This is a genomic window from Bradyrhizobium sp. BR13661 (assembly GCF_029892425.1).
Taxonomy (GTDB): Bacteria; Pseudomonadota; Alphaproteobacteria; order Rhizobiales; family Xanthobacteraceae; genus Bradyrhizobium.
Genome location: NZ_JARXWB010000020.1, coordinates 56,095 through 74,323, shown reverse-complemented (window position 1 = coordinate 74,323; position 18,229 = coordinate 56,095). Strand labels below are relative to the sequence as shown.

At 57.3% G+C, this 18,229-nt stretch carries 14 protein-coding genes and 1 riboswitch; of the genes, 3 read left to right on the top strand and 11 right to left on the bottom strand.

Annotation, left to right across the window (positions count from 1 at the left end):
- Nucleotides 1-5 precede the first annotated feature (5 nt).
- The 3 genes from M2427_RS28080 (at nt 6) to M2427_RS28070 (ending at nt 2,942) form a co-directional block, all read left to right on the top strand.
- Nucleotides 6-881: a carboxyltransferase domain-containing protein gene (locus M2427_RS28080; RefSeq protein ID WP_280710116.1), complete on the top strand. Its 876-nt coding sequence runs from the start codon at nt 6-8 to the stop codon at nt 879-881.
- The gene (locus M2427_RS28075) at nt 871-1,845 is read left to right on the top strand and encodes a biotin-dependent carboxyltransferase family protein (protein ID WP_280710115.1); all 975 of its coding nucleotides are present in this window, start codon (nt 871-873) and stop codon (nt 1,843-1,845) included. Before M2427_RS28080 ends, M2427_RS28075 begins: the two co-directional genes overlap by 11 nt.
- 392 nt (nt 1,846-2,237) lie before the next feature.
- A complete protein-coding gene (locus M2427_RS28070; protein WP_280710114.1) occupies nt 2,238-2,942 on the top strand; it encodes a LysR substrate-binding domain-containing protein in 705 nt (234 codons plus the stop codon).
- A gap of 38 nt (nt 2,943-2,980) precedes the next feature.
- On the opposite strand, the gene M2427_RS28065 is transcribed toward M2427_RS28070, so the two are convergent.
- From M2427_RS28065 to M2427_RS28015, 11 genes are all read right to left on the bottom strand, one after another.
- On the bottom strand, nt 2,981-4,213 hold the full coding sequence (locus M2427_RS28065; RefSeq protein ID WP_280710113.1) for a benzoate/H(+) symporter BenE family transporter: 1,233 nt from the start codon (nt 4,211-4,213) through the stop codon (nt 2,981-2,983).
- A 57-nt stretch (nt 4,214-4,270) separates the two neighbouring features.
- Nucleotides 4,271-4,915, bottom strand: a complete 645-nt coding sequence (locus M2427_RS28060; RefSeq protein WP_280710112.1) for a carbonic anhydrase — start codon at nt 4,913-4,915, stop codon at nt 4,271-4,273.
- A 620-nt stretch (nt 4,916-5,535) separates the two neighbouring features.
- Nucleotides 5,536-6,648 carry an alanine dehydrogenase gene (ald, locus tag M2427_RS28055; RefSeq protein WP_280710111.1) on the bottom strand — a complete coding sequence of 371 codons (1,113 nt, stop codon included), beginning with the start codon at nt 6,646-6,648 and terminating at the stop codon, nt 5,536-5,538.
- Between the two features lie 225 nt (nt 6,649-6,873).
- Nucleotides 6,874-7,602, bottom strand: a complete 729-nt coding sequence (pxpA, locus tag M2427_RS28050) for a 5-oxoprolinase subunit PxpA (protein ID WP_280710110.1) — start codon at nt 7,600-7,602, stop codon at nt 6,874-6,876.
- A 350-nt stretch (nt 7,603-7,952) separates the two neighbouring features.
- A complete protein-coding gene (locus tag M2427_RS28045) occupies nt 7,953-8,456 on the bottom strand; it encodes an ureidoglycolate lyase (RefSeq protein WP_280710176.1) in 504 nt (167 codons plus the stop codon).
- A 26-nt stretch (nt 8,457-8,482) separates the two neighbouring features.
- Nucleotides 8,483-11,941, bottom strand: coding sequence for a pyruvate carboxylase (gene pyc / locus M2427_RS28040; protein WP_280710109.1), 3,459 nt, complete (start codon nt 11,939-11,941; stop codon nt 8,483-8,485).
- Nucleotides 11,942-12,209: 268 nt separating this feature from the next.
- The gene (locus M2427_RS28035; protein WP_280710108.1) at nt 12,210-12,554 is read right to left on the bottom strand and encodes a carboxymuconolactone decarboxylase family protein; all 345 of its coding nucleotides are present in this window, start codon (nt 12,552-12,554) and stop codon (nt 12,210-12,212) included.
- A 19-nt stretch (nt 12,555-12,573) separates the two neighbouring features.
- On the bottom strand, nt 12,574-13,851 hold the full coding sequence (gene glyA, locus M2427_RS28030) for a serine hydroxymethyltransferase (RefSeq protein ID WP_280710107.1): 1,278 nt from the start codon (nt 13,849-13,851) through the stop codon (nt 12,574-12,576).
- A gap of 13 nt (nt 13,852-13,864) precedes the next feature.
- Nucleotides 13,865-15,229 (bottom strand): L-serine ammonia-lyase, encoded by a 1,365-nt coding sequence (locus tag M2427_RS28025; RefSeq protein WP_280710175.1) that lies wholly within the window; start codon nt 15,227-15,229, stop codon nt 13,865-13,867.
- A 189-nt stretch (nt 15,230-15,418) separates the two neighbouring features.
- Nucleotides 15,419-15,507: riboswitch (glycine riboswitch) on the bottom strand.
- A 191-nt stretch (nt 15,508-15,698) separates the two neighbouring features.
- Nucleotides 15,699-17,129 (bottom strand): NCS1 family nucleobase:cation symporter-1, encoded by a 1,431-nt coding sequence (locus M2427_RS28020; RefSeq protein ID WP_280710106.1) that lies wholly within the window; start codon nt 17,127-17,129, stop codon nt 15,699-15,701.
- 351 nt (nt 17,130-17,480) lie between these two features.
- On the bottom strand, nt 17,481-18,128 hold the full coding sequence (locus tag M2427_RS28015; RefSeq protein WP_280710105.1) for a cupin domain-containing protein: 648 nt from the start codon (nt 18,126-18,128) through the stop codon (nt 17,481-17,483).
- Nucleotides 18,129-18,229: the final 101 nt, after the last annotated feature.

Genomic DNA, 18,229 nt, shown 5'->3' with positions numbered 1-18,229 from the left:
CTGACATGCAAACCCGATTTTCCTTCGGCGGTGATGAGCACATCTTCGCTGAGGTCAGTGAAGCCATGTCGCTGGAGGCATTTTTCAAGAGCCTCTTCGTCACCAATGCAGTACGGGATGCCAAGATTAAGGGCGTGACAGAGATTTGTCCTGCGAATGCGTCTTATCAGGTCAAGTTCGATCCCGATCAGATTAAGCCTCAGGATCTCCTTGCCGAGCTGAAGAGGCTGGATGCTGGATCCGAAAAATCCGAACCGTTGATCAAGACGCGGATCATCGAAATCCCCGTGTTCTACAATGATCCATGGACTCATGAAACGTTGATGCGCTTCCGTGAGCGTCATCAGAATCCGAACGGGACTGATCTCGAATACGCGGCGCGGATCAACGGGCTAGAAAGCGTCGACGCCTTCATCAAGGCGCATTCGAGCGCGCCATGGTTCGTTTCGACAGTCGGCTTCGTCGGGGGCCTGCCCTTTGTCTACCAGATGGTGGAACGTAAGCGGCAACTGCAGGCTCCAAAATACCTGCGCCCCCGCACAGACACGCCGAAACTCACGGTCGGACACGGAGGGTGTTTCAGTTGCATCTACTCGGTGCGCGGCGCCGGCGGCTATCAGATGTTCGGCATCACGCCGATGCCAATCTACGATCCGAACCAGAAGATCAGTTATTTGCGCGACTTCATGTGTCTGTTCAGACCAGGCGACATCTTGAAGTGGAAGCCGATCGACCGCCTTGCGTACGACGCCGCCGTCGCCGACGTCGATTCCGGTCGCTTCGCGCCGATCATCCGCGATGTCTCATTCTCGCTGACTGAGTTCAATCGCGACATTGACGCTTACAATCGCAAGCTCGATGGAGTGCTCCGTGGCCATTAAGGTTTTGAAACCGGGTCTCGCAACGACCGTGCAGGATCTTGGGCGTCCTGGCTATTATCACTTCGGCATTCCGCTCTCCGGCGGCATGGACCGTCACGCGCTCGCCGCCGCCAATCTACTCGTGGGTAACCCGGAAGGTGCGGCCGTGCTCGAGACCGTGTTCATGGGGCCGGAGCTCGAATTCACAGAGGATGCTACTGTCGCTGTCACCGGCGCCGAGCTCCCGCCGAAGCTCGACGGTCGGCAACGCGAAACCTGGGGTAGTTTCAGGGTGAAGCGTGGTCAGATCCTGTCGTTCGATTTCCTCAAGAGGGGCGCGCGTGGCTATATCGCAGTCTCCGGCGGTATCGACGTTCCCGTTGTTCTTGGTTCACGTTCGACTTATGCGCTCGGCGCACTGGGCGGCTTCAAGGGGCGCAAGCTTGAGGCTGGCGACGAGCTACCGGTAGGTGAGGCCGCTGCGGCAAAGGACGGTCGCATGGTGGCGAAAGAATTACGTGGCCAGCCCGCCGAGGCGCCGACCGAGCTACGTGCGATGCCGGGCCTTTACTGGCACCGCGTTACAGAGGCGGCAGGAAACGGATTCTTCGCCGACACATGGAGGGTCGCTCCGGAAGCGGATCGCATCGGCTATCGCTTTAAGGGCGGCAAGCCGCTCGAATTTGTTCATCGCGAGCCACCTTTCGGCGCTGGCTCCGATCCGTCTAACATTACCGATGCCTGCTATCCATACGGGTCCATCCAGGTCCCGAGCGGCACCGAGCCGATTGTGCTGCATCGTGACGCAGTCTCCGTTGGAGGCTATTTTATGTTAGGAACCGTCATCGCCGCAGACATGGATTTGGTGGGACAGCTTCAGCCCAACACGCCCGTGCAGTTCGTCAAAGTCGATATGGATCAAGCTCTTGCTGCCCGAAGAGACCGGGCCGAGTTGCTTGAGAGACTTCGGACAGCCCTGGCGTGATCCCGGGCAGAGCACAACCGCGCCCAAGATCGGCCAAGACGATCCATGTGCCACTGCTTCACGTTGGCCGAGTAACGGCCCCCTGCCCCGCGACACCCGCCGGAATGAGAGTTGTTTATGAAAGCGAGAATGTCTGGCTCACGAGCCATGGAAACGTCTGAACAACAGAGATGTCCGAGCTACCGCCGCAACTGGCTGTATCAGCCAAGCCGCCATGGACCTGGTATTGAAATCTGCAGTCATTGTGGCGATCCAACAGCTCAAACGACTCTTTTGGCCCCCGCTGGAGCGCGGACGGAAACGGCATGACTGTCACCGTCTAAGATAGTCGCTTGCTGGCTCACGGCCACCAGATCCTGGCCGATGTCGCGGAAGCACTACGGAGCACGCATATGTCAGCAGGACCACTCGTCGGGACGGTGCGGATCGGTGTTACCTATACCGTGTCTGGCTATATTTTGCCCCGTCATCAGATGCGCTTTCAGACCAACTTTCCCGGCATCACCATCGAGTTATTCGAGGCGCCGCGCGAAGTGCTCGAGTGCGCGCTCGTGGATGGTGCGCTCGATCTAGCGTTGATGTTAGTTTCCAACTTGCGCGACAATTCCGCGCTCATCAGAGACACCTTGCTCCGGTCGCCGCGCCGATTATGGCTTGCGCCCCAGCATCCGCTGTTTCGCGCCGAGCGCGTACAACTGGCGGGGATCGCGACCTATCCTTACGTAATGCTTACCATCGATGAAGCCAAGGACACGTCAATGCGTTATTGGAGCAATGCAGCGCTTGAGCCAAAAACGATCTTTCGCACGTCTTCGGTCGAGGCAGTGCGCTCCATGGTTGCTGGAGGCATGGGTATAGCCATCCTCTCGGACCTGATTTACCGACCCTGGTCTCACGAAGGGCAGCGGATCGAGACGCGTGTCATCGAGGATCAAGTGCCCACCATGGATGTGGGCCTTGTCTGGCGCCGCGATACCAAGATGCCGACGGCTGCCAAGGCGTTTCGAGACTATATGCGTTTTGCCGTGCCTGGCCTCGGTCCTGGCCGGTCATTTGCCGGCCTCGACCATCGGTATCCTGCGGACGAGAGCATCTAAAGCTAAGCGCTCGCCGGGAGCCTGCAGCACGCTACCCGCTAGAGCAAAGGTTTAGGTCCGAACTCGGGACGTTCTAGCAGCAAGGAAATAACGAGACCAACGATCAATCCCCAAAATGCAGCACCGATGTTCAGCCACGGCTGGTCAGCAACAGTAACCAAAAAAGCTAGAAGCGCCCCGAGCGAGAACCTCGTAGAAAACGCCGCCTTAAAAGCCCCCTGCAAAACGCGCAGCATAGCTAATCCCGCCAATGTTGCTATAACGGACTTTGGCGCAACAAGAAGCAGCCGAGCAAAAGTTGGGGCGAGCAGACCAAACGCAATCGCCAGGATTCCAACGATGATCCCTGCGCTGTATTGCCGTTCACGCTCACCACTGCCAACGACGATCGCATTTGTCGGCCCCGTAAGGCAGGTACTGATGCCGCCCACGACGGCGCTAATCACTGCACCGACACCGCAAATGACGGTCACTGTATTAATTGGCGGGTTGTGCCCCGCAGCCCTTACGATGGCGAAACCTTGCCCGTTCTGTATTACTAGGACGGTAATGGCCAGAGGCGCGACTAGTTCAATCATTGCTGCAGCGGACCAAGCCGGCTTCTGAAAGACCGGCGTGATGAATTCGAATCCTACCGCCGTGGATGGGTCGACTCTGCCAAGCATGATCGTAGAAAGGGCCCCAACAACAAGCGCACCGAAGATCGGTGGGCAGCGTCGACCCAGCATCGGCAGGGAAGCTAGGATCAACCATGCCAAGATCATGGGTCCTGCGATGACGGTGTCGGCAAACACCGCATGAACTAGGTCGAGACCAAACCGGAGGAAGACGCCTGCTACCATGCCCATCACGATCGGCATTGGAACGAGATCCATTACCCGCTTGACCGAACCGGTCACGCCGAGCAGCACTATAAGCCCGCCCGCCACATAATACGCTCCAACAACCTGAGCGAACGACAAGTGAGTTAAGGCCTGTCCCACCAGAACCGTGCCGGGAATAGTCCAAAAGAACGTTAGCGGCTGTCGATAGAGCCAACAGACCAACACGGTAAGCAGGCCATTTATGAAGAAGGCGGCAAATACCCAGGACGCGATTTCACCTTCCGAAAGCCTGCCATCGGTGCCCACCGCAAGGATGATCGCCAAAGGCGCAGTCACAGCAAAGAGCCAGCCAATGAAGCCGTTGGACGCATATACCAGGCCGCAGTCCGCGAGAATCTTTGCAGGAGTAGGTGGCGTTTGGGTTGGGGCTTCGACTCGATTGAACATGAACTACCCGATTGGAGGTATACCGTGGCCGCACGCTCCTAGCAAAAGAACCGCAAACTAGACCGCTTCGCTGACGCTGCGGAACTCCCTTGTCTCCTTATCCAAGACGAAGAGCGCTCCTTCCGCTACCCCAAAGTAAGCGCCGTGCAGATGTACGTGCGCGTCTTCTACTCTTTGACGAACGAATGGAAATGTCATGAGGTTGTCGAGACTCCGAAGCACCGCTGCCTTCTCGACGCGCGACGTGAACTGCTGCACGGATTCAAGTTCGTTCTGTTCGATGGTCTCGCCTGGCTTGGTAAGCGTTTGCATCCAGCGGCCTATAAAATCGCCGGGAGTGAGCGGCTCTGTCTTGTCGACGAACGCTCGGATTCCTCCGCACTGCGCGTGGCCGAGAACTACGATGTGCTTGATTTGTAGCACCGTTACTGCGTATTCCAACGCGGCCGAAACGCCGTGAGCGTACGCATCCGGCTGATGTACCGGCACCAAGTTTGCTATGTTGCGAACAACAAAAATTTCGCCCGGACCAACGTCGAAGATTACCTCAGGCGACACACGCGAATCGCAGCAACCGATCACCATGATTTCCGGCGACTGCCCCCTTAGGGAGAGTTCCCGGTATCGGTTTTGCTCACCAGGAAGCCGATGGGTTGCGAAGGCACGGTGTCCCTCAATCAATTGCTTCGGAAATGTCAGCATGACTCGCCCCACCACATAGCACTCGATCGATGGCCGTCGTTGATACGCCGCTTAAGGCTCTAATGTATGATGCAAGTCTGTTTCGGCGGTTTAGTGCGTCCATAGGAAAGGCTCTTGAACGCACAAGATTTCGTAGGCTGAACACTGACTTATCCCAAATCGAGACGTCGGCCTTCTTCAACTTCCGGCGATGTGTCAAATCGCGGAGACCAAAAAAAGACGCCCAGCATAGCCTGCTGGGCGAAGTGCGGCTCCCTCCGGCCCATGATTTCCGGAAGGGTGCCATGGGCCCGGGAGGAGGCCCAATCTGGCTAATCTGGAGAGCCGGCAGTTGAGGACACCAGGAAGCTCTGTGAACCTGGTTAGCCCCACGGAAGAACAGTTCTTCAACCAGTTCTCAACTCCGGCTCTGCACGCAGCTTTCTAATCCCGTATCCATTCCGAGTTAGCTCGTATGGCCGCACGCATCATCACCGTCGTACTGCTGCACCAGAGCTCCCACCATAAATCAGAAAGCCCTGCGGCCGGCACCTGCTCCTGACGGCGCCCTCCCTCAATCACGGTCAAATGCTGACCCTTACGGATCGAGTCCGGCTGCTCTCCATCAAGCAACGGTGGCATCACGCGGCATCCTGCTCGATCGGCGAGAACGGCAAGTTAAGGCTCTCAGCAACTGCTCTGTAGGTCAGTCGGCCCCTATAGACGTTGAGGCCGGCGCGCAGATGCTGGTTTTCGAATACGGCCGAAACCCCCTTATTGGCAAGAGCCAGTCCGAAGGGCAGCGTCGCGTTATTCAACGCCTGGCTCGATGTGAGCGGGACTGAACCTGGCATATTCGCGACGCAATAGTGAATGACGCCGTCGATTTCATATGTCGGGTCAGCGTGCGTTGTCGCGTGTGACGTCTCGAAGCAGCCACCCTGATCGATAGCGACATCCACCAAGACCGCACCCTTACGCATTGAACTCAACATATTGCGACTTACAAGCTTCGGCGCGCTCGCGCCTGGTACGAGCACCGCGCCAACAACAACGTCTGCAGCAAATACTTCTTCTTCGATAGCTTCGATCGAGGAGAACCTCGTCCGAACGCGCCCCTTGAACATCTCGTCCAGCTCGCGCAGCCTAGGAATCGATCGGTCTAGAACCGTCACTTCGGCGCCCAACCCTGCGGCCATGCGTGCCGCATGGGTACCGACGACACCGCCTCCAATGACCACGATACGAGCGGGTTGAACGCCCGGCACCCCGCCGATCAATAATCCGCGTCCACCTGAGTATCGCTTCAGTGCGGCGCCAGCTGCCTCTATCGCGAGGCGGCCTGCCACCTCGCTCATTGGCGCGAGCAGTGGGAGACCACCATGAGCGTCAGTAACAGTCTCGTAAGCGACGGCCGTGCATCCGGATTTTATGAGGCCATTCGCCTGCTCAGGGTCAGGGGCAAGATGAAGGTACGTGAAGAGGATCTGGTCTTCTCGCAGCTGAACCCATTCGGACGGCTGAGGCTCCTTGACTTTCACGACCATCTCAGCGGTCGAGAATACCTCTCGAGCAGACTCCGCAATCGTCGCGCCAGCCTTACGATAACTATCGTCAGTAGCACCAATCGCCGCACCGGCGCCTCTCTCGACCATTACGCTGTGACCGGCCGCGACGTATTCCCTCACAGCGCCAGGCGTAAGGCCCACACGGTATTCGTGCGTTTTTATCTCCTTGGGAACGCCAACCTTCATTTGCAAATCCCTTTTCCATTGAACTTTATCTTCAGCAGTGAGGCCTTCATTCTCGTAAACCTGCCGAAGCGGAAGCCGAGTGTTTTTGCCCGCGCCCGCACCAGGATTCCACACACCCCGATGACGATCCGATCAACACGCCGCTGTCGTCATTGAAGAGAGCCCGACAGCGGCGCATTATCTGAACGCATTAGCTCTATTTCACGCGCACCAGATCAGGCAACTTCACGCCCAGGGCTTCATCGCTTCCTTGAGGGCTCGCGCGATGTCGACCACGTTCGGCGTATCGGAATGCACGCAGACGGTCGTCGCCTTCACATCGAACTCCTTACCGTCGATGGTTGGCGCCTTGCCCTCCTTGAACATTCGAACAACCTTGCGCGACACCTCGTCTGGATCGCGCTTCGGGTGCGTACGACAAACGATGAGAGCACCGGAAGAGTCGTAGTCATTGTCAGCGTAGTATTCCGGAATGATCGTGACGCCCCGCGCCTTGTAGACTTTGTCAGCCACCGTGCCGGCGATACCAATGACGGGAACGCCGTATTGCAATGCGACATCGGCTAGCGCGTTCGCCACCACTTCGCGGTGGGTGGCGGCACCGAACAGAGCACCGTGTGGCTTGATGTGATTGAGCTTCAGGCCTGCAGCGTCAAGGAAGCCCTTCAGAGCGCCAACCTGGTATCGGACACATGCCGCGAGCTCCTCGCGCTCCATGATCATGTCGCGCCGACCGAAGCCCTGCTTGTCAGGGAACGAGGGATGGGCACCAATGGGTACGTTGTTGTCGGCAGCGAGCTTGACCGTATCGCGCATAATAACCGGATCCGAAGCGTGGAAGCCGCAAGCGACGTTGGCGAGATGGATATGGGGCATGATGCCGGCGTCGTCGCCGCATCGATAAAGCGCGAATCCTTCGCCGATATCGCAATTGATAGTCGCACCGCGCGTCATGTGTTTCTCCTCGGGATTTTGATCGCCCGACAATTTTTATCGGAGCTTTCGCTGGCGTCAAATTCGATTAAGCGAACACCTGTATCGTATTTTTCAATAGCGCAGTTGGCGCGCTCGTCACGAGCAAACGCAGATCGTACCAGGCCAAAACCGCGGTTTCGCGAAAGCTGTCGCCCTACCAACAGGGCTCGGAAGTCCTTTGCGCTAACGTTGACATCCAACTCGGACGTCCTTTCGACGACTACTCAATTTTTGCCAGAAACGCTGGCAACTTCAAATCGCCTTCGACATTCTCCACGTGTAAACCCTCAAACCATTAGTACAGCTCTCCGCGCCGAAGCGATTGTCGGTTATAGCCCCGGCGGCAAGCGGATGTCGTAGGGCTCTGGAAACTCGAATACTTCCAGGTTCGTGCCCGCGCCGTCGCGATCAACAATCAAGAAATCCTGCATGCGACCGATCGGGGTCAGGACACCGTGCCAAACACTCTGCCGATAGTTCACGCCCTGTCCTGGCTGTGTAATGAAGGCCAGTGGTTCGCCGGGACAGAAACCGTCATCGCGACATACGACGACGAGGAATGGGCGTATCCCCAGGGGAATGAACGCTTGGCTTCCGAACGGATGACGTTCGACCATCGTAAGTCTGAGCGGAAAGCGGTAGGGCATGCCCTCGGCAATGCTGATCACAACCCGCGCATCTGGTCCGCTTGCCTCGGTTACCGCCAGTCCGTGGTAACGCTCCGTCATGCCGTTATTAATAGGAAAATGGATGTCGCCACATTTGTCGATGACGTCACCGAACTCGGCGAACGCTTCGCGGGTCAGCAGGCTTGGTGTGATCGTTCGATCCATGGTCGTACCTTCGATGAGATGCCAGTTCACTGTCGCTTCGACAGCACAATCAAGAGGTCTTTGGCGTCAGCGACGTCGCCAGGCTTGCATGTCACCTCTACGATCAGGCCATCATGAGGTGCATACACCGCCGTCTCCATCTTCATCGCCTCAAGAACCACGAGCAGATCACCCGCGCGCACGGCATCATCCGGCTTGACCAACACGCTGGCGATCGAACCCGGCATGGGGGCGACAACATGGTTTGGATTGCCTCCGTCCCCTTTCCGTCGAGCAGGGACCAATGCCTTTGCCTTGCGATCTGGGACACGAACGACGCGGGGCTGACCATTGAGCTCGAAGAACGCCTTGACCTGCCCGTCTTCTTCCGTGTCACCCAACGCCTGAAGGCGAATAAACAACCTCTTTCCCGGATCCAAATCGACGGCGATCTCTTCGCCGGCGCGCATTCCGTAGAGGAAGACCATTGTCGGCAGGCTTGCTACCGGACCGTATTTGACCTGCGTTGCGCAATAATCCTCGAAAACCTTCGGATACATCAGCCAAGAGGCAAGTTCCTGGTCGTTCAACTCTCTGCTGCAGCCTTCGCTGGCGGCTCGTCGGCGTTCCTCAACATCCACGTTTCCCAGAAGAGCTCCCGGCCGCACCGTAATTGGCTGATCTTCTTTCAAAACCTTCCGTTGCAAGGCCTTCGGCCAGCCGCCTGGTACCTGGCCGAGCTCTCCTCGTAGCATATCAACGACAGACATCGGAAAGGCGATGTCCCTTTGAGGATTGAGCACATCATTTGGGGTTATGTTTTGCGCGACCAGCATGAGCGCGAGGTCACCTACGACCTTCGAGGACGGAGTGACCTTTACGATATCGCCGAGCAGGTCGTTAGCCGCGCGATATGCCTCGGCGACTTCGTGCCATCGGTTCTCCAGGCCAAGCGAGCGCGCTTGCTCTCTTAGATTCGTGAACTGACCGCCGGGCATTTCATGCAGATATATTTCGGATGTCCCTGTCTTGAGATCGCTCTCGAAGGCGGCATACTGAGACCTAATGGCGGCCCAATCGTCCGAGAGCCCCCGAATAATTCCCGGATCGAGCCCGCTATCTCGGTCAGTGTGACGCAGCATCTCGACGATCGAGCCGAGGCAAGGCTGCGAGGTCGTTCCTGACAGAGAGTCCATCGCCGCATCAACAGCGTCGACTCCTGCCTCTACCGCCGCCAGCACTGTTGCAGCTGCGATGCCAGACGTATCATGAGTGTGCAGGTGCAGTGGCAGATCTGTTGACTCGCGGAGGGCCTTCACCAAGACGCGTGCCGCCTCCGGTTTCAGTAGGCCCGCCATGTCCTTGATAGCGATCATATGACAGCCAGCCTGCTCGAGCTGCCGCGCAAGGTCTACGTAATAGTTGAGCTGAAATTTCGTACGACGCCGATCGAGTATGTCTCCTGTGTAGCAAATTGCTCCCTGCGCCAACTTTCCTTCGCCGGCGATCGCATCGATTGAGACCCGCATGTTCTCGACCCAATTGAAGCAGTCGAACACGCGAAAGAGATCCATTCCGGCTCGCGCGGCCTCCCGGATAAACATAGTAACTACGTTATCGGGATAGTTGGTGTAGCCGACCGCGTTTGCGCCGCGTACAAGCATTTGCGTGAGAATGTTCGGAGCTCGTTCGCGCACCAAATGAAGGCGCTCCCAGGGGTCTTCATGCAGAAAGCGCATGGCGACGTCGAAAGTCGCGCCACCCCAGCACTCAAGCGAGAATAGCTCCGGCAGGCCAGTAGCGTAACCGGATGCTACGCTCACGATGTCGTTGGTCCGAATGCGTGTGGCGAGCAACGATTGGTGCGCATCGCGCATCGACGTATCTGTTATCAGCACGCGCTTCTCGCTGCGAACCCACTTCGCAAATCGGACAGGTCCAAGGCTCGCGAGTAGATCGCGCGTTCCTGTTTTCACGGGCTTCGACGGCAAGGAAGACCGTTCGGCAATGTACGTACAACCGTTCGGTCTCGGACGTCCTCTCACCTCGGGGTGACCATTAATAGTGACGTCCGCAATGTAGGTCAGAAGCTTCGTCGCGCGATCACGGCGGCGATTCACGCCAAACAATGCCGGCGTCTCGTCAATGAAGCGGGTCGTATACTCGTTCGACAGAAAGGTAGGGTGACCGAGGACTGCTTCGAGAAAGGGCAGATTTGTCGCAACCCCGCGGACGCGATACTCGCGAACCGCGCGGAGCATGCGAGCAATCGCCTCGGCCGGAGATGGTGCCCAGGATATAATCTTCTCGAGCAGTGGATCGTAGTATCGCGTCACGACCGCTCCGGAATACGCCGTCCCGTTGTCGATTCGAATTCCGGGTCCGAACGCCCCCCGGTAGGCGGATATCCGCCCATAATCGGCAATGAAGTTGTTTTCTGGATTCTCCGTTGTTACGCGGCATTGAATGGCATGTCCTCGCAACGCAATCTCGTTCTGATTGGGCACGCCCGTCTCATCCAGCACTCCAATCCGCCCGCCCTCGGCGATGCGTATTTGAGCCTTGACCAGGTCGATGCCCGTGACCTGCTCTGTGATGGTATGCTCGACCTGTATGCGAGGATTGACTTCGATGAAGTAGAACCGCCCCGTATCGGCGTCGATCAGGAATTCGACCGTCCCTGCACCCTGGTACGATGTCGCGCGCACGATGCGCAAGGCCGCCTCACAGAGGGCTCTGCGCGTCGATTCCTCGAGATAAGGCGCTGGAGCGCGCTCGATAACCTTCTGGTTCCTTCGCTGGATTGTGCAATCACGCTCGAAGAGATGGACGCAGTTGCCCCAGCCATCACCGAGCACCTGCACCTCAACGTGCCTTGCCCGGCGGACCAATTTTTCAAGATAGACCTCGTCACGACCAAACGCTGCCATCGACTCCCGCTTAGCCGACCGTACCATCTCAGCGAGCTTGTTCGGCTCGTCGACAGCGCGCATGCCGCGTCCACCGCCGCCCCACGAAGCTTTGAGCATGAGCGGATATCCAATGCCGTCCGCTAACCTTAATATCTCATCATGATCGTCTGGCAACGCTGCTGTCGCCGGCATGACAGGAACGGCGACGGACACCGCAAGATCGCGAGCATCAACCTTGTTTCCAAGCAGTCGTAACGTTTCGGGCTTCGGCCCGATGAAGCTAAGCCCGATCTCGGCGCAGCCGGCAGCGAATTCTGGATTTTCCGACAGGAAGCCGTAACCAGGATGGACCGCGTCCACCTTGGCAGCACGGGCAACGCGTAGGACCTCGTCGATATGCAGGTATGCCTCGATCGGTCCCTTTCCCCGCCCTATCTCATAGGCTTCATCTGCCTTGAAACGATGCAAGGACAGCTTGTCCTCTTCCGCATAGACAGCGACTGTCCGGATGCCCAATTCGGTCGCAGCCCGAAAAATGCGTATTGCGATTTCTGAGCGGTTTGCAACGAGGAGCGACTGGATACGGCGATTCATGTGTTCCGCTTTCCCTGAGCCATCGTGGTCGTTAGGAGAACCCACATTCAGCTCGGCTCTAAACCTTCAATCGATACCCAGGTGCATCGTGCCGCAGGTGGTGAATATCGCCCCTGCTTCGACTGTCAGATCACGCTCGTCGGCAAGAAATATTGGGCATTCAAAACTGTCGTTCCACTGTGGCGGGGCGACCATTTACCGGACTAAGTCTCCAGTTCGCAGCGAACTTGCCTTGCAGGAGGCAAGCCCGCCGAAAACCAGATCTCTCTTATTTCGCCTTACCTTTCAGTTCGTCGAAGGCGGCGAGCGCTTTTCCGCCATACACGGTCGACGGCCCGCCTCCCATTTCGATCGCGACGGCGATCGTTTCCGCCACTTCCTCGCGGCTCGCACCGTGCTTAATTGCGTTCTGGACGTGGAAAACCAGGCACCCTTCGCACTTCGAGCTGATGGCAATTGACAGAGCCATGAGTTCTTTGGTCTTCGTCGAGAGCGCACCTTCCTTGCCCACGGTGCTCATGAGCCCTTGAAACGAGCGCATGACCTCCGGCAGGGCCTTGTAGAGATCCACCGCTTCCTTGCGTACGTCAGTCGACATTTGTTCGTAGTGCACTTCGTGTTCTCCCAAGTCACTAGGCCTGCATCGAGGAATAAATCGGGTAAGCGTCGCACAGCCTGCGCACGGCGCCGCCGATCTCATCTACCCTGCCCTTGTCAGCGTCACCGGACGCAAGTTCCGTTAATCTCCGGAGGATGAGCGAGCCGATCTCTCGAAACTCACGCTCTCCGAAGCCACGTGACGTGCCGGCTGACGAGCCGAGCCTGATCCCAGACGTAAGGGCAGGCTTCTGTGGATCGAACGGGATTGCGTTCTTGTTGCAGGTGAGTCCAACCTCCTCAAGCGCTGTCTCGGCGGCCTTGCCCGTGAGCCCGAGCGGTCTGAGGTCGACAAGCGCCAAGTGACTGTCCGTGCCCCCGGAAACGATCGATAGACCGCCTTCCGCCAGGACGGTGGCCATCGCCCGTGCGTTGTCCAACACCTGCTGGGCATAGGCTTTGAAAGAGGGCTCGAGCGCCTCGCCGAACGCGACGGCCTTGGCGGCGATGACGTGCATCAATGGTCCACCTTGAACTCCTGGAAACACCGCGGAATTGATTTTCTTCGCCAGGTCTGGATCGTTCGTCAGGATGAGACCACCGCGAGGTCCGCGCAGCGTCTTGTGCGTCGTCGAGGTAACCACGTGCGCATGCGGTACCGGCGAGGGATAGACGCCACCTGCAACGAGACCCGCAACGTGCGCCATATCCACCATCAATTTGGCGTCGATCTCGTCCGCAATTTGCCGGAATCCCGCAAAATCGATCTCGCGAGGATACGCCGAGCCGCCGGCCAGGATGAGTTTCGGCCGATGCTTGAGTGCGAGCTCGCGCACATTGTCCATATCGATACGATGATTGTCCTCCCTCACGCAGTACTCAACCGGCTTGAACCATTTCCCGGAAATGGTCACAGGCGAGCCGTGCGTGAGGTGTCCGCCATGAGCAAGCGACATGCCCATGAAGGTGTCGCCGGTATTGAGAAGCGCCAGAAAAGCGGCCAAATTGGCTTGCGCACCGGAATGCGCCTGAACGTTGGCAAATTGACAACCGAACAGATTCTTCGCCCTGTAAATGGCGAGGGTTTCGACTTCGTCGACGAATTCGCACCCGCCATAGTAGCGCCGACCTGGATAACCTTCGGCGTACTTATTGGTGAGAACTGAGCCTTGCGCTGCCAACACTGCCTCGGAGACAATGTTTTCAGATGCGATCAACTCGATCTGGTTTTGCTGACGTGCCAGCTCGCGCCCAATAGCTTGAAAGACGGCCGGATCTGGCGATACTCGCGTCGTTGTATCGTGCAAATTCATGAGAGTTTCCTTTTCAACATTCCGGTACGTTAACGGCGAGCCCTCCACGGGAGGTCTCTCGATACTTGTCGTGCATGTCTGCGCCGGTCTGACGCATGGTTTCGATGACTTGATCGAGAGTGACGCGGTGTTTTCCGTCACCTGCGAGCGCCAGGTACGCAGCGTTTACCGCTTTCACCGCCCCGAACGCGTTTCGCTCAATGCAGGGGATCTGAACCAATCCGCCGACTGGGTCGCAAGTCATTCCAAGGTGATGCTCGATAGCGATCTCGGCAGCGTTCTCGATTTGCTCGTTAGTGCCGCCGAGCGCAGCCGTAAGCCCCGCACTCGCCATCGCGGCGGCCGATCCCACCTCTCCCTGACAGCCAACTTCCGCCCCGGAGATGGAAGCATTTCGCTTAATGATGCTGCCGATCGCGCTTGCCACGAGAAGGAAAGTGCGAAGCTTCTCATCGTTCGCCGCTTCGCAGAGATCACGGTAGTAGCGAAGAACGGCGGGAACAACGCCTGCGGCACCATTCGTCGGCGCTGTCACGACCCGCCCGCCCGCGGCGTTCTCCTCGTTCACCGCGATAGCAAAGACCGATATGTAATCAAAAGGTTTGCTTGTGTGGCCGGAATTGCTGAGGGGATTTTGCTGCAGTCGCTCGAAGAGCGCGCTTGCCCTTCGCCGTACCTTCAATCCACCCGGGAGCTCTCCTCCCTGCGCAAGACCACGATCAATGCATCTCATCATTACATCGATGATGCGGTCGAGCTCCTCGTTCGTCTTTTCCTCGCCGCGGCGGGCAATCTCGTTTGCCATCGCGATGTCGGCGATCGTACATGAATGGAGCCGGCATAGTTCGAGTAGTTCGCGCGAAGAGCGAAACTCAAAGCCGCAGGAATATTCTATCTCGTCGTTTTGGTTTTCGCCGCCGAATCGCTCGATGAAGCCGCCGCCAATCGAGAACCAGACATCGGACGCAATCTCGTTACTGTCTGCATCCAGAACCTTGAATTCCATTGCGTTCGGATGGCGATCGAATTGCCGTTTGGTATCGAAAACAATGTCCTTCTCCGGTTCGAAGATAATTCTACGACCACCGGGCAATTCGATTTGACGAAGATTAGAAATTTGCTCGAACGCGTGGCTGGCCTCATCGGGATCGATGCAATCGGGTGTCTTCCCCGAAAGCCCGAGCACAAGAGCCTTATCGGTTGCGTGCCCTTTGCCCGTCCAGGCGAGCGAGCCGAAAATCGTGGCCTGGATCCGCGCGACCCTTTCCTCGCGCTCCTTCCCCAAGCCGCGCACGAAGGTTGCAGCGGCCTTCATAGGGCCGACGGTATGAGACGAGGACGGTCCGATTCCGATCTTGAAAAGATCGAGGACGCCTATTGGTAGCTGCTTGGTCGCGCCGTTTGCGAGAGCGGAACGCGCGAGCAAGTCAGACGGCGAGTCGTGATGGATTCGTGTTGTCACACAAGGCACTCCAGCTTTTTTCAGCTACGTTGAGTGCCCCATCTGTTGCTTTGCCTGAGAATGTTATCCCGTCGGCGGATGCAGATGCATCTCTTTTCAGATGTTTCGACTGACGCGGTCCTTTTGCCTGAGAGTTTCCTGGGGCGGTTGCTCCTTCGGCGCCGAATAGCTCGGTCTCTCCCAGCGTCAGATGTTCCGTGTAACAACTCCTCTTTCAAAGCTTGATCCGAATGCGCGATACGAAGTATTGCGGATCAACTTGCTTAGCTAGTCGCAATCCCGTCCGCTTGTCAAGGCAGATGGCCTTCCTTGTCGGTTGCGAGCATCGTCGAAAAACTTCTCCCGCGGCCTCAGCTATCTCGCCATCCCATCACTGGCTCCTCAACTATCCTGCAGCGGCAGCCTTTAGGGAGCTCCTAGTGACCTTGCTCAGCTGACAGTACACGAGCGCACCAAGCAACACGCCAATTGGCCATGCGAACGGCGCCCACGCATTGAGTACTGGGACAATCGAAAATGCAATCGTGACGAGGCCCGAGGCCAGTAGCGCATAGATGGCTTTGGGATTGTAGCCGCCAGCGTAGTAGTACGCGCCGGACGGTCGGTCGTCGAACAAGGCCTGCTGATCGACGACTTGGCGCCTGACCAGATAATAGTCCGCCATGATAATTCCGTAGAGCGGCCCCATGAGCGCGCCAACGCCACCGATGAATTGATTGATGATCGCTGGATTGGCGAACAAGTTCCAGGGCGTCGTAACGATCGAGAGCAGTGCCACAAGGACGCCGGCCTGGCGAAACGTAAAATGGCGCGGCCAGACGTTGATGATGTCGTAGACCGGCGCCACGAAATTCAGAATGATATTGATGCCAGCAGTCGCAGTCCCGATGGCGATGATTGCGATGAGCAGGATCGCTATATTGTCGATGTCGGCTAGCAGTTCGATCGGATCGTGGACGGCCTTTCCGTACACTTTCACAGACGCCAACGCGATCACGATTGAAATTGCACCAAACGCTGTTGCGTTAACGAGAAGCCCCCAAACGTTACCTCGGCGGACTGTTTGCTCATCGGGAGCGTTACGGGTGAAATCGGCAAAGTTCAGGGTCGGCCCCGCCAAGTAGGACACGACGATGAACATCGCCGACAGCATTGCCATAATGCTGCTACCGCCCTCCACTGTTCGATAACTGAAATCGACCGACCAACCCGCGCGTGCCAGTACCCAGACTGCGAGCGCAATCATGGCGATCCAAATAACTGGGCCGGCAAAATCCGTCAGCTTCCGAACCGCTTCCATGCCGCGCGACAGCACAATCAGTTGAGCCGCGGAAAGCGCCAGAAAGCAAATCCAACCAAGATAAGTTAGACCAACAAAGGAGCTTTCCGTCAGCGAGTTCGAGGAGGGAAAAAGCTTGAGGACCAGCAGCATGACTGCGGCCGAGGCCAAATAGGTCTGGATCCCATACCAGGCTATGGCGACGGTCGCTCTCAGTAGAGCCGGAATGTTGGCGCCATACACGCCAAAGCTGGCGCGGGCAAACACCGGAAAGGGCACTTTCACACGCTGGCCGGCGATCCCGCTAAGATTATTCGTAAAATAGAGGACAACTACCCCGAGGGTAAACGCAACGATCATCTGCCAACCGGCTAGTCCGAGGGCGAACAAGCCAATGGCGAAGGTGTACCCACCAAGGCTATGCCAACCGGACATCCACCATGCGAACAGGTTCCATGTCTTCCATGTCCCGGTGGCAGTCTCAGGCGCAAGCTCGATATTGAAGATCCGAGACTCCCGCTTCTCATAATCGTCCATTTGTGCGCCCTCACCTGCCGCGCGGCGGCAGAGCCGCGTCTGCCGACCGATGCGAATGACGTTCCCTGTCTTGGGCTCTCAAGGCCCTTCCCTTTCGAACCGACGCGGTGCGCAGCTACATGAGAAGGCTGGCCCGTCCGGCAGTTCGACCAATGAAACCAAACGGCCCTTTTGTCAAGTTACTTTCCTAATTGGCAAGTATGTTGGTAAGCCGCGCCTCTACAGATGCTGTTATGCTGCGAGCATCGTGAGCGATGACTTCTGCAAATCGTCCTGCGGTTGTAGCCGCCTCAAGGCTGGATCAACTCGGACGGTGTCGCCAGCCGGCTTTGGGGATAGCGTCAGGGCGCCTTAGAAGCTTTGCGGAGTATTCACCCAAAGGATCTTAGTGGTCGCCGTTCCGGGATTGCGATAGCCGTGCGGTAGATGCGATTGAAAGAAGAAAGAGTCCCCCTTTTGGACTTTCACGGTCCGCCCGTCGACCGTAAGGTCGAGTTCCCCTTCAAGGACAAAACCCATCTCTTCACCTTTGTGGTCAATGAAGCCGTCTGTCGAGCTTCCAGGCTCCACATGATGAATGTTCGCCTCCAAAAGCACGGCCAGCGGAATCGGCAAGAGTGACTCTAGGGTTATGCCCTTACCGAGTGGAGCCTGCTCAGTTTGAAGCGTGACGCGCTTGCCCGCCTTAAGCACGGTCACCACGGCGGAGTCTGGCTCTGAAAATAGCTTCGCGATGTTGATTCCCAGTGACTTGACGATGGTATGAAGCATCGTCAGCGAGGGACGGACTTTGTCGTTCTCCACTTTCGACAAGAAGCTCTCGGTGCAGCCCACATCGTCAGCAAGTTGCCGCAAAGAGATCCGCCTGTTGAGCCTCGCATGCTTTAGCCGCGCGCCGATCAGTAGACCGCTTTCGCGGTCCAGATCCGCGGGCTGATTCTTGGATAGCATTTTTGCTGGCGTCTTGCCTCGCCGGGACTTTGTTACTTTTGCCTGCACACGATGCCTCCATGGCTGTAGTCGTAGTAGTCAAGTACCTTGAGTATAGATAAATTACCAATGACTCATTGTCCGAACACTCATCTTTGGTGTCCGGACAG

Excerpts from the sequence above, each read along its gene's own strand:
- M2427_RS28080 (WP_280710116.1), top strand. The coding sequence starts at position 6 with ATGCAAACCCGATTTTCCTTCGGCGGTGATGAGCACATCTTCGCTGAG.
- M2427_RS28070 (WP_280710114.1), top strand. The coding sequence starts at position 2,238 with ATGTCAGCAGGACCACTCGTCGGGACGGTGCGGATCGGTGTTACCTAT.
- M2427_RS28065 (WP_280710113.1), bottom strand. The coding sequence starts at position 4,213 with ATGTTCAATCGAGTCGAAGCCCCAACCCAAACGCCACCTACTCCTGCA.
- M2427_RS28060 (WP_280710112.1), bottom strand. The coding sequence starts at position 4,915 with ATGCTGACATTTCCGAAGCAATTGATTGAGGGACACCGTGCCTTCGCA.
- ald (WP_280710111.1), bottom strand. The coding sequence starts at position 6,648 with ATGAAGGTTGGCGTTCCCAAGGAGATAAAAACGCACGAATACCGTGTG.
- pxpA (WP_280710110.1), bottom strand. The coding sequence starts at position 7,602 with ATGACGCGCGGTGCGACTATCAATTGCGATATCGGCGAAGGATTCGCG.
- M2427_RS28045 (WP_280710176.1), bottom strand. The coding sequence starts at position 8,456 with ATGGATCGAACGATCACACCAAGCCTGCTGACCCGCGAAGCGTTCGCC.
- pyc (WP_280710109.1), bottom strand. The coding sequence starts at position 11,941 with ATGAATCGCCGTATCCAGTCGCTCCTCGTTGCAAACCGCTCAGAAATC.
- glyA (WP_280710107.1), bottom strand. The coding sequence starts at position 13,851 with ATGAATTTGCACGATACAACGACGCGAGTATCGCCAGATCCGGCCGTC.
- M2427_RS28020 (WP_280710106.1), bottom strand. The coding sequence starts at position 17,129 with ATGGACGATTATGAGAAGCGGGAGTCTCGGATCTTCAATATCGAGCTT.